This window comes from Streptomyces sp. NPDC054956, from assembly GCF_053609185.1.
This window is the reverse complement of sequence record NZ_JBSGXB010000011.1, coordinates 11453-24462: the sequence shown is the minus strand read 5'-3', so window position 1 is coordinate 24462 and position 13010 is coordinate 11453. Positions and strand designations below refer to the sequence as shown.

At 68.4% G+C, this 13010-nt stretch carries 3 protein-coding genes; 2 read left to right on the top strand and 1 reads right to left on the bottom strand.

The window, feature by feature from the left end; all coding sequences use genetic code 11:
- Positions 1 to 319: 319 nt before the first annotated feature.
- Positions 320 to 5185, bottom strand: coding sequence for an FG-GAP-like repeat-containing protein (locus tag ACWGDE_RS04050; RefSeq protein WP_453387403.1), 4866 nt, complete (start codon positions 5183 to 5185; stop codon positions 320 to 322).
- 427 nt (positions 5186 to 5612) lie between these two features.
- Between ACWGDE_RS04050 and ACWGDE_RS04045 the strand changes: the two genes are divergently transcribed.
- Together ACWGDE_RS04045 and ACWGDE_RS04040 are read left to right on the top strand one after the other, a co-directional pair.
- Entirely contained in the window at positions 5613 to 12737 is a 7125-nt protein-coding gene (locus ACWGDE_RS04045) for an RHS repeat-associated core domain-containing protein (protein ID WP_453387402.1), read from the top strand.
- Positions 12734 to 12997: a hypothetical protein gene (locus ACWGDE_RS04040; RefSeq protein ID WP_453387401.1), complete on the top strand. Its 264-nt coding sequence runs from the start codon at positions 12734 to 12736 to the stop codon at positions 12995 to 12997. Before ACWGDE_RS04045 ends, ACWGDE_RS04040 begins: the two co-directional genes overlap by 4 nt.
- Positions 12998 to 13010 lie beyond the last annotated feature (13 nt).

Below are 13010 nucleotides of genomic sequence, written 5' to 3'. Positions count from 1 at the left end.
CGGCAGGAGCGGGCCGGCCTCTCGGCAGCCGACTCGCTCTCGTACGTCGAGGTATCGGACCGGAGACCGGCAGCAACCTGATCGCCTACCTGAGTGGCACGGGTGACGGGAACTGTCCGGTGTCGATCGGCTGCTGTGGCGAAGGGAGGTCACGTCCTTCGTCGTCGACATCGTCGCCTTCCAGGGCCGTGTCCTCGAGCCGTCTCGTGCAGGCGCAGGACTGGCCCCGACCCCACTGGGGCCGGGGCCAGAGCAGCGGATCTTCAGAAGCCGCTCGGCCGTCAAGCGCGGCGTCGTGGCCGTGGGCGAGGCGCTCCTGCTACCACGTTCCCCTTTCGATTCGGCGGGACGGAGGACTGCTCCCGCCCAGGGTCCCGTTCGGCTGGGTCGGGAGTACTGACATGAGGTACTCCGTGGTCCCGTAGTCGTACATGTACATCAGGTCGGTGCGGTTGTCCCCGTTGAAGTTTCCGGAGTTCAGGAACACGCGGTTCCACTCCCAGTTCCCCGGGGGGATGTCGTAGCTGACGTAGTTGTCGTTGAAGCCCCCGTCCGCCTTGGCGAGGAACGTGAAGAAGCGGACCCGGCCGTCGGGGTATCCGTACATGGCCGCGATGTCGGTGCGGCCGTCGGCGTTGAAGTCCCCGGTGGTGTAACGGGCCTTGTCCGCGAACCAGTAGTTCTCCGGAACGGTCCAGCTGGGGGTGCCGTTGGCGAATCCGCCACCGGGAGTGCCGAGGAAGGTCCACAGTGCCGCTCGCCCGTTGCCGTAGTTGTACATGAACGACAGGTCGTCACGGCCGTCGCCGTTGTGGTCGCCCGACATCATGGTGCTCGATCCCGCGCACCAGTTGCCGGGGCCGGACCGGAAGCTGGAGGTCTCGTTGGCGAACCCCGCGTCGGGCCGGCCGAGCAGGGTGAACAGCCCCATGTCGCATCCGCCGAAGTCGTACATCATGGCGATGTCGTCGCGGCCGTCGCCGTTGTAGTCCCCGGAGGCGAGTGTGATGGCGTTCCAGTCCCAGTTGCCCGGCGGGATCTCCCGGCTCTTGACGTCGCCGAAGGAGCCGTCGGCCCGGCCTGTGAAGGTGAAGAACGCGACGCCTCCGTTCGGATAGCCGTACATGGCGGCGATGTCGTCGCGCCCGTCGCCGTTGAAATCGCCGGACAGGTACTTGGCGCTGCGCACGCACCACCAGTCCGCCGGCCAGCTCTTGCGTTCCACGGGCATGCTGATCGACGCGTTGGTGATGCTCGTGGTCCACAAGCCGGCCGCGCAGTTGCGGTGGTCCATCATCGTGGCGAGTTCGTCGCGGCCGTCGCCGTCGAAGTCGCCGGTCAGGTTGGTGCGCCACATCGGGGTCTCGGCCCCTGCCGCGTAGTCGGTCGTGATGCCGGTGACGCTGTTCCAGCGGATGTAGGCGTCGTTCTCGAACTTCGAGCGGGCGCCGGCCGCGACCGCGTGCTCGTCGGTGGTGGGGAAGCCGAGGTAGCTGTTCTCCCATCCCATCGACGCCCAGCGGTCGCGGATCGCGCCCTTGACCTGGTGGGCGCCGGTGCTGGGCGACCAGTAGACGGATGAGGTGTCACCGCCTGCACCCATGAGCCGGAAGTGGTTGTAGCGGCCGACCTTCACGGGGGTGGCGGATTCATCGGTGCTGGGGAACCCGACCGCCAGGGGCCCCCCGAGCTGCAGGTACTGCGCGTAGATCGCGCCGTGCATTTCGTGGGAGCCGGCGGGGTCGTAGTGCGTGATGGCCCCGGGTGAGGCGTTCGGGGCGCCGGCGAAGGAAGAGATCCAGGCATCGCTGGACGCCGTGAGGCGGTCCTCGTCGCCGGTGGGGTAGCCGAGGAAGCCCTGCTCCCATCCCAGCGCGGCCCACTTCGTCCGGATGGCGCCGTGGACGAACCAAGCGCCGGTGTTCGGAGACCAGTAGATGGAGCCGTTTGAGTTCTGGCCGGTGGTGCCCTGTCCCTGGAAGTGCGCGTAGCGTCCGGCACCGTCCGGTGTCGGCCGGGACTTGGTGACCGGGTAGCGCAGTTTGCCCGTCGGGCCGCCGAGTGCCAGGTACTTGGACAGGACGGCGCCGCACAGTTCGGCGGGCTCGGTGTCGGGGCCGTCGAAGGTCTGGCAGTCGTTCCAGGTGCGGCTGTTGGTGACGAGGTTGCGGGCGGGGCCAAAAGCGGAGCCGTCGGAGAGCGCCTTGCCGGGGAACTCGTGGACGCGTCCCTGCGGGTCGATGGCCCACAGGTCGGGGTAGTGGGTGCCGGCGGTCTGGTTCTCGATGTCGCCGTCGGTGCTGAGGTGTGGATAGGCGGCGGCGGTGAAGCCGGTGCCGATCTGGGTGCGGTTGGCGGTGTCGGCGTAGGCGGACGGGTCGAAGTTGCCGCTCGCGTCCTTGCGGCTGCGGTACTCCCAGACCTTGCCGGTGTCGTTCTCGCGGACCCACAGTTCGGGCAGTCCGTCCCCGGTGGTGTCGCCCGGGGTCATGACGGTCTTGCCGGCCCAGACCGCGTCGCCGATCTGTACCGGGTCGCGGGACTCGTCGAGGTAGTCGGACCTGGTCGGGTAGTAGAGCCAGAGCTGGTTGCCGGTGAGCAGGAGCAGTTCGGGCTGGTCGTTCTCGTCGACGACGCCGTCCGGGGCCCTGTCCGGGTCGTCGGTGTCGTCGGTGACGCTGCCCAGGGAGAGGATCTGGCCGCCCGCGGACCAGCGCTTGTTGTCCGGGTTGAGGGTGTCGAGGCGGTACTCGCCGGTGGGCCGGGCGTCGAGCGTCCCGTCGCCGTTGTTGTTGCGGCGGTACAGGGTCTGGGCGCCGTCGGGGCCGCGCTTGAGGACGATGAGGTCCTCGTAGCCGTCCTGCCCCCAGTCGCCGCGGTGGGTGACGGATACGGTGGCGAAGCTGCTGTTGTCGGCGTCGCGGGACAGGCCGAAGGTGCCGTCGCCCTGGCCGGGATGCACCTTGAGCTGGCCGCCGTCCTTGTCGACGGCCCACAGGTCGGTCGTGCCGTCGCCGTTGACGTCGCCGTAGCGGTCGCGCGTGGCGCTGCGCGAGGCGTAGAAGAGGTAGCTGCGGACGTCGGAGGGGTTCCCGGCCGCGTCGAAGCTCGTGACGTACATGTGCTGCGGGCCGACGCTGAGCGGCCTGAAGGGGACGGTTGCGCTGCCGCCGGCATCGGCCGCGTCGACCTTGCGCAAGGTGGTGTCGAAGTCCGTGTACCACTCGTAGCGCACCACGTCGGAGATGCCGTTGGCGCCGAGGGTGAAGGTGCCGTCGGTGCGGGCCGGTCGGCCCCAGGTTCCGCCGCTGCCGTCGGGGAACTGGCTCGACGTGACGGTCGGCGGTCTGCCTGGCCGGTCCTTGTCCATGCTGAACCGGCACTGGCCGGCCCAGGGGGAGTAGGCGTGGCCGTCCCAGGCGCGGACGTCCCACCGGTAGGTGACGTTGCTCTCCAGTTGGCCGGCCGGGATGGTCACGGCGGCCACGTTGCCGCGGACGGCGCTCGTCCAGCGGTCCGGCAGGCTGCCGCCGCCCTCCTTCCAGATGACGAACTGGGCGGAGACCTGGTTGTCCTCGTCGTCGTTGAGGGTCGCGCGCAGCGTCACGTTGTCGACCAGGCCGAACGAACCGCCGCCGCAGGGCACCCACGGATCGGTGGACTGGCCGGAGGGGGTGGCCGGCGGGGTGTTGTAGTTCGTGGAGATGCGCGCGGTCTCCGGGTCGAACTTGCGCCAGGAGACGTCGACGGTGTCGTTCTTGGCCTTGAGTCCGAAGGCCCAGTATCCCCAGCGGTTCCCGGCGGCGGCCTCGGCCGCTTTGGTGACGTTGAACTCGACGAGGTCCTCGCCACCGGCAGTGGGGCAGCTGCGCCCGCCGAACGAGACGCCGGTGGCGTCGATCTTGGAGCTCCAGGCGGGCTGGTTGTTCCAGGTCGTGGCGGACGTGATGCCGTTGGTGTCCCAGACTTCGACGTCACCGGACTGGCAGCTCCACGAACCAGCCCAGGTCTGCTTGATGCGCAGGGTCGATTCGAGGATCTGCTTGCCGTGGAGCTGGGTCATGGGGACGTGGAAGAAGGTCTTGGCGCAGACGACCTGGTTGCCGTTGTTGCCGTCCTTGGCGCAGCCGACGCGGGCTTCCTTGGAGAGCGTGCCGCCGTTGATGTAGGCGGTGTTGGCGGAGTTGGGGAAGGCGTTGTGTTTGTAGGCGATGGCCCACAGGTTCTTCCAGTCCGTCTGCCAGGTGGGGTCGATGACGACCGGGTAGGTGGTGTCGGCCGCTGTGAGGAGACCCTGGTCCGGGGTCAGCCTGAGGGCCGTGCCACGCAGCTCGACGCCCAGCGCGGCCTGCTTGGCGGACTCCGGAGCGGCTTCGCTGGGGTCGGCGGAAGGCCGCAGTGGGCTGGCGCCCTCCGCTGCCTCGGCGCCCGGGGGAGCCGCTGCCTCCGGTGCCGTCTGCGCGCGGGGTGCGGCCTTGTCGGCGGCGGGCTTCGCGCCCTTGCTGTCCCACATCGCGGGCTTGGGAGCGGTGAAGACGGTCTGTCCGGCGGGGGTCACGGCGCTGAGGTTGCCGTCTTTGTCCGCTTTGATGCCCAGGCCTTTGGTGGCGAGGCCGAAGTCGAGCCTGGCGAGCTTGGGGTTCTTGGCGGCCTGAGGGGTCTTGACGACCAGGACGTGGGAGAAGGAGTCAGGCTCGGCGATGACCTTCAGGTCGACGCCGGGGAGGACTTCGGTGTAGGTGGCGGTGTCGCCGTCGAGGGCCGGCTCGGGCAGTTCGCCCGGCCAGGTCAGGGAGATCTGCCGGCCGTCCTTGGTCACGGTTGCCAGGGGTGCCTTGTCCCCGCCGCCGGAGAAGGCGAAGTCCGCGCGGGCCGCCTTGGGTCGGATGGTGCCGTCCTTGGCGGCGACGAGGGTGTCGTCGGCGGGGACGAACTTGCCGTTCTGGCGTACGTGCACCGGCCGTAGGTAGCGGTCCAGAGTGAACGTTCCATCCGGGTTCGCGAACGTCTTGCTGTCCTCGGTCCGCGCGGACTCGACCTCGACGGAATGACCGGATTGCGCCGCGGACTTCGTGGAGTTCGCGGCGGCCCGGTCCTCGGCGGATGCCGTACGGGGCGTCGCGCCCGCGCCGGCCAGCAGGTCAGTGGCTTGTGCGGGTGGTGCGGCCAGCGCGGAGCCGCTCACGGCAAGTGCGAATATCGTGCCCAGAAAAGTACTTGTATTCTTCTTTGGGCGACCCTTTCGGGCGCGTCCGCGGAGTAATTTCACGTGGCCTCTCTCGGCTCGGGGAGAACTGGTCGATGTCGGCGTTCAAGTGTCCGGATCCAGAGACTTGTACCAGGTGGGAGCGGTTGGGGGCGAGTGCCGGACAAGGTTAGCCAATCCGGGCATAACTTCCGCCAATTCCTCCGTCCGTACATTTTCCGGAAAAGCTGGATTCTCACCCTGTGTGGCTGATTCCGCGGCGGCGCGCACCATTTCCTGGCGACGGTTTCGCTGATATCTTTCGCCGGCCGCTGTGATGACTGGGGGGATCGTCGTGCGCTTCTTAGGGGTGGGCTCGTCACGGGTCGCGGTGACCGCGGGCTGGTACCGTTCGCCGATCCGCGGAGTGCCGCGCACGATCTCCCTGGCGGTCGTCGGCGCCATGGTGCTGTCCGCTCTGGTGGCCCCGGACACCGCCGCGGCGGGCCCGAAGCCGCCGCCGCTGACCTCGAACGTCAAGCGCATGCCCTCGGTGCCGGGCGCGCCGGTGAAGTCGAAGCCGGCGCCCGAGCCGGGCGAGTCGCAGCGCAAAGCGTGGACCGGCGCTCCGCGCGTGGTGTGGCCGGCCGCCGGATCCGGTGAGGCCGAGGTGGCAACGGCCGCGGACGCCCTGCGGACGGGTGCCCCGTCCATGCAAGGGCGGCTTGGCCGGCTGACCGAAACCCCGGTCAGAGCCGGCGCGTTGCCGGTGACGGTCGCGATGTCCGCGGCCGCGGGCCAGGAGAACGCCGCGGTCGGAACCGACGTCGAGGGGGCGGGTCCCCCCGTTCGGCAGGGAGCTTCGCCCTCCAAGGCAGTGCTGGCCAAGGTGCGGGTGGACCTCGCCGACCGCGCCGCCGCGGGACGCGCGGGTGTCGACGGGCTCTTGGTGAACGTGAAGCGCTCGGACGGCGCATCGGTGTCGACGCCGGTGGCGGTGGCGCTGGACTACTCGGCGTTCAAGGGCGCCTACGGCGGCGACTGGGCGTCGCGGCTGCAGTTCGTGGCGCTGCCTCAGTGCGCGCTGACCACACCCGAACTCGAGCGGTGCCGGGAACGGACGCCGATCCTGTTCAAGAACGACCCGAAGACCTCGACGCTGACCGCGCGTATCGACGCGTCGGCCGCGGAGACGGCGGCGACGACGGCGACGGTGACGACGGCGGCGGCATCCGCGCCGACACTGACCGGCGGTGGCGTCCTGTTGGCCGCGGCCGCGGCGCCGCAGGGCCCCAAGGGCGATTTCAAGGCCACCTCCCTGGCGCCCTCGGGCACCTGGCAGGGCGGCGGCCCGGCCGGTGACTTCTCCTGGTCCTACGCCCTGGAGGTGCCGACGTCGCTGGGTGGTCCCGGCCCTTCGATGTCGATGGCCTACTCGTCGTCGAGCGTGGACGGCAGGACCTCCGCGGCGCAAGCGCAGGCCTCGTGGGTGGGCGACGGCTGGGACCTGGGGTCGTCGTACATCGAGCGGACGTTCCCGCAGTGCGCCGCGGACAAGAAGCCGGGCTCGGGTTTCAACAACCCCTCGAGCGACACCGGGGACCTTTGCCAGGGCCCGCCAGTGGTCGCGATGTCCCTCAACGGCGGCTCCACCCAACTGGTGCTGGACGACGCGAGCAAGAAGTGGCGCCTGCAGTCGGAGGACGGGTCGACCGTCGAGCTGCTGCGCGGCGCACCCAACGGAGACCAGGAAGGGGAGTACTGGGTCGTCACCGGAATGGACGGCACCAAGTACTACTTCGGACAGAACCGGCTGCCGGGCTGGTCCGCGGGCAAGCCGGAGACGAAGTCCGTGTGGACCGAGCCGGTGGTCGGCAACCACCCTGGCGAGGACTGCTACCAGGCCGCGTTCGCCCAGTCCTTCTGCACCCAGGCCTACCGCTGGCACCTGGACTTGGTGGTGGACCCGCGCGGCAACGCGATGACGCACTACTACGAGACCGAGACCAACTCCTACGGCTCCAACGTCCAGTCCAACGGAACCTCCACCAACCGGCCCTACGTGCGCGGCGGATGGCTGGCGCGCACCGAGTACGGCCTGCGCGGCGACAACCTGTACGCCCCGGCACCAGCACAGGTCGACTTCACCGTCGCGGAGCGGTGCATCCCGCTGGCCGGGGTCGACTGCTCACCCGGCGCGCTGACCAAGGACACGGCGAAGAACTGGCCGGACGTGCCGTTCGACCAGAACTGCAACGCGGGCGAGGACTGCAAGGACCGCTACGCTCCCACCTTCTGGTCGCGCAAGCGGCTCGTGGACGTCACCACCCGGATCCGGACCGGCGGACAACTCCGCGAAGTCGACACCTGGAAACTGACGCACGACTTCCCGATGGCCGGGGACGGAACCGACCGGGCGCTGTGGCTGGCCTCGATCCAGCGCACCGGCAAGAACGGCGCCACGCCGGGTATCACCACGCCTGCGGTGCAGTTCGTCGGCAAACAGCTCCCGAACCGGGTGGACAACAACGGCGACGGCTCGCCGCCGTACTTCCGGTACCGGATCGAGGCGATCCACACCGAGACCGGCCAGACCACCGCCGTCACGTACGCGGCCCCCGAGTGCTCCACGGTCGCACCGGTCAACATGCCCGCCAACCCCGAGAGCAACGGCAAGCGCTGCTACCCCGCCAAGCTGGAGGTGAAGAACCCGTCCGACCCTCAGGCACCGCCCACCTACAAGCTGGACTGGTTCCACAAGCACCTGGTTACCCAGGTCCGGGACGAGGACCGCAACGGCAACTCACCCACCAAGATCACAAACTTCGAGTACGTGGGCGCTCCGGCGTGGGCCTTCGACGACGACAACGAGCTGTCCAAGCCGGAGCTGCGGACCTGGAGCCAGTGGCGCGGTTACGAACGGGTCCGCACACGGGTCGGCAACCCTGACGAGGACGCACCGTCGCTGACGGAGACGTACTACTTCCGCGGCATGGACGGCGACAAGCTGCCCGGCGGGACGCGCTCTGTGGAACTCGTCGACTCCGAGGGCGGCCGGATCCGCGACACCGAGGAGTTCAACGGGCAGATCCGCGAGACGCTGTACTACCGCGGCGACACGAGCTCCCTGGACTCCGCGACGGTGTACACCCCGTGGCTGGGGGAGGCGACCGCGACGCGGGCCCGCGACGGCATCGGGCCGCAGGTCGCCCGCGTGCAACAGACGATCAAGGTGGCCTCGCGGGCGCTGCTGTCGGACGGCCGGGGCTGGCGGCGTACCGCGACGGAGAACACCTTCGACAAGTACGGCCTGCAACTGACCAACAGCGACAGCGGCGACCTCTCCACCGAGGCCGACGACACCTGCACCCGCACCACATACACGCCGATCGCCGCCAAGAACATGCTGAGCCTGGTCGGCCGCACCGAAACGGTCGCCAAGGCGTGCAACGCGACGACCTCGCGACCGCAGGACGTCATCGGAGACCAGGTCACCCAGTACGACGGGTCCGGGAACTTCACCAGCGGCGCCGTCCTGGACGGCTACGTCAACGGTGCGCCGAAGTACCAGACGAACGGCAGCGTCACCGTCGACGAGTACGGGCGTCCGAAGACGGTCACCGACATCTACGGCGTCACCACCACCAACACCTACTTCCCCTCGGTCGGCGAGATCGCGACCAGAGTCGAGACGGTCAACGGCCACGCGACGGTCGCCAGCCCGGCCCTGGGCCGCAAGACGGTCGTCGACCTCGACCCGGGGCGCGGGCTCCCCCTGGTGCAGACCGACGGCAACGGACGCAGGACCGTCACGCAGTACGACGCGCTGGGTCGCATGACGAAGGCGTGGACGCCGGACCGGGACCCCGGCACGAAGTCCCCGGACGCGGAGTTCGCCTACGACGTCCGCACCGACGGCCCGGTGGTGGTGACCACCAGGCGACTGCAGGAGAACGGCGAATACTCCACGCAGTACGAGCTGTTCGACGGCATGCTGCGGCTGCGGCAGACCCAGATGCCGGCCTTCGGCGGCGGCCGGGTCATCACCGACAACTTCTACAACTCGCGCGGCGAAGCCTGGAAGCAGAACGCGGCCTACGTCAACCGGGACTCCGGCCCGGTACCGGCGCTGTGGTCCAGCCTCGACTCGGCCGTCCCCTCCTCGGTCGTCACCCAGTACGACACCCTCGGCCGCATCACCGCCACGATCCGCCGCGCCAACGGCACGGAGCAGCGGCGCACCACCACCACGTACGGCGGCGACTGGATCGCGGTGGACCCGCCGCAGGGGACGACGCCCACCAAGGCGCACCTCGACGCGCTCGGCCGCAAGACGCGGCTCGAGCACTTCAAGGGAGACGGCCCCGCCGGCCCCTCCGACTCCATCTCCTACGAGTACACCCCCCAAGGCCGACTCGCGAAGGTCACCGGCGCCGACGGCGTGGCATGGACGTACGAGTACGACACGCGCGGCAGGCTGATCAAGTCGGTCGACCCGGACAGCGGCGAGAGCCGCGCCTCCTACGACGCGGGCGGCCGTGTGCTGACCGCCACCGACGGCCGCGGCAAGACCCTCGCGTACGCCTACGACGTCCTAGGCCGCCCCACGGCCACCCACGAGGGCACGCTGCAGGGCCCCAAGCTCACCGAGTACACCTACGACACTCTGCCCGGGGCCGTGGGACTCCCGGTCTCCTCCAGCCGGTTCGCGGGCGGCAGCGAGTACAAGCAGGAAGTCACCGGCTACGACACCGAATACCGCCCGACCGGCAGCAAGACCACCATCCCCGCCGCCGAGGGGAAGCTCGCTGGCGTCTACGCTTACACCAGCGGCTACAGCGCCAACACGGGCATGCCGACCTGGGTCCAGCACCCTGCCGCGGGCGGCCTGGCGGCCGAGACCGTCACCACCTCGTACAACGGCTACGACCTGCCGACGAAGATGACGTACGGAGGCGGGGCGACGTTCGTCGACGACGTCGCCTACGACGCGGTGGGCCGGGCGACGGTCACGAAGACGGGAGTGCTCGGCAAGCAGGTCTGGTCGTCGTACGACTACGACCTGCAGACCGGCCGGGTCAACAGCGTCACCAACGACCGCGAGACCGCGCCACAGCGGATCAACCGCGTCGACTACGCGTATGACGCGGCCGGGAACATCCTGAAGATCAAGGACGCGGAAGGGCCGAACGCGGGCCCCGCGCAGACCGACACGCAGTGCTTCGCATACGACTACATGCAGCGGATGGCCGAGGCGTGGACGGCCACCGACGACTGCGCCGCCCAGCCCGGCGCGGCCGGCCCGGGCGGCAGGCCGCGGATCGGCGGACCGAATCCGTACTGGACGTCGTACGCCTTCTCGGTGAGCGGCAATCGGACCGGCGAGGTCCAGCACGACCCGGCCGGGAACACCGCCTCCGACGTCACCCGCACCTACGCGTACCCGCAGGGTGGCAAGACCCACCAGCTGTCCTCGGTCACCACCACGGGCAAGGGCGGCAGCCGGGTCGAGAACTACGGCTACGACCCGTCCGGCAACACCAGCAGCCGGACCGTCATGGGCGAGACACAGACGCTGGAGTGGAACACGGAGGGCGGCCTGGCCAAGGCCACGAGAGCCGGCGCCTCCACGGAGTTCCTCTACGACGCGGGCGGCAGCCGACTGATCCGCCGAGACCCGGACGGCACCACGCTGTACCTCCCGGGCACGGAGCTGAAGCACACCAAGGCGACCGACAAGGTCACCGCCACCCGGTACTACGCGCACCCCGCCGGACCGGTCATGGTGCGGACGAACGAGTCGGGCACCACGACGAGTTCCTACCTGATCAGCGACCACAACGGCACCGCCAACACCAGCGTTGACAGGACCAGCCAAGAGGTCAGCCGCCGCAAGTCCACCCCGTTCGGCGATGTGCGCGGTGCCCAGCCCTCGATCTGGCCCGGGGAAAGGGGCTTCGTCGGGGGAACGGAGGACAAGTCCACCGGTCTCACGCACCTCGGCGCCCGCGAATACGACCCCGCCATCGGCCGGTTCATCTCCGCGGACCCGATCATGGACAACACCGACCCGCAGCAGATGCAGGCGTACAGCTACGCCAACAACAGCCCGGTCACCCTCAGCGACCCCAGCGGACTCTGCACGGAGCAATGCCTGATCGGCAAGGGCGCTTTTGGCGGGACCGAGGAACAGAAGGTCAGAAACAACAACCAGCCGCCCGCTCCACCAGCGGACACGTCTCCGGCGGCCGAGGACGTCGCGCGTGCCAAGGAGATCATCCGCGGCGGCAAGATGCAGTTCGCACTGCAGGCGGCCAAGGAGGTACTCAAGGACGCCAGCGGTTACAACGACATCAAGGATTGCCTCGGCGGCGATCTGAAAACCTGCGGCATGATGGCCGCCGAAGCCCTCCTGCCCTTCGCCGGCAAGGCGAAGAAGCTCGTCAAGGCCCTCAAGAAGTCATGGGAGGCCTTCGACAAGTGGAGCGGCGTGATCTCCTGGGCACTCGACATCGCCGAGAAGGCCGAAAAGTATGCCTCCGCGCTCGCCAGGTACACCGAGGACCTCGCGAACTACACCCAGAAGTACAACGAGGACCTGGCCGCAGCCAGAAAGGCCGACGCCGACGCGGCCGCAGCCGCGGCAAAACAGACCGACGAAGCAGCCGCAGCCAAGAAGGCACCGGACCCGGGCGGCAAAGCCGACGCTCGAGGCAACGGCGGCAACGGCAACTCGTGTACGCGCAACAGCTTCATCCCCGGCACCGAAGTAGCGCTCGCCGACGGCAGCACCAAGCCGATCGAGGACGTCCAACTCGGTGACGTGGTCCTGGCCGCCGACCCGGAAACCGGCGCCACCGAAGCACAGCCGGTAGCCGCCACCATCATCGGCCAAGGGGACAAGAACCTCGTCCGGATCACCGTCGCCACCGGCCCGAACCACCGCACCGACACGATCACCGCCACCGACGGCCACCCGTTCTGGGTCGAAGCCCTCCAGGAGTGGGTCCCCGCCAAGGACCTCACACCGGGCACGTGGCTCCGCACCTCCGCCGGCACCTACGTCCAGATCACCGCCCTCCAGACCCGGACAGAACCCCACCGCGTCCACAACCTCACCGTCAGCAACCGCCACACATACTATGTGCTGGCGGGGGCTACCCCAGTCCTGGTCCATAACTGCGACGGCGAAGTCAACTGGGTTCCAGAGAACGCAAGTATGAGTGCACAGGCTCAGGCTTATGACGCTGGTGCAATGGGTTCACGACCTGGCTTTGCACCGGCCTTGGATTACTTCAAGGCAGGCGCATCCAAGATGAGTCAGATCAAGTTCGATGGCCACGATGCGATCAATAATGTTCTGATCGACCGAAAACTCAACGTAACTGGATACCCCAAGACCTATCGACAAGCACAGAACCAATCCCTTGCATTGGAGCAGAATGGCCTCACCGGGGTATGGGAGGTTCCGAATGCTGCAGTAGCCGCTCAGGCGCGGAAAATTCTAGGGAGGCAGATGATCATGAATATCAAAGTAAGGGTTGTGCCATGAACGCCGTGGAACGAGTGCTCGCCAAGGCCGTAATGGATCTCGTCATCTCGATCGAGATGACCGATGACGAGGAAGTCGACCCTGACGTATCCACGGCCATCGTTGAACCCGTGGGATTTCTCCTCAATAACGTTTCGGACGAAATTCGACAGCAGTTGGTCCTCCTGTTTCGGGAACTGGCAGAGGAAGAGGAATTGCCCGATCGTCGGGCCATGGCTCTCGAATTCCCTGAAGCCATGGGTCTCGTGGAGCCAAGTTGAGCGAATGGGGGTG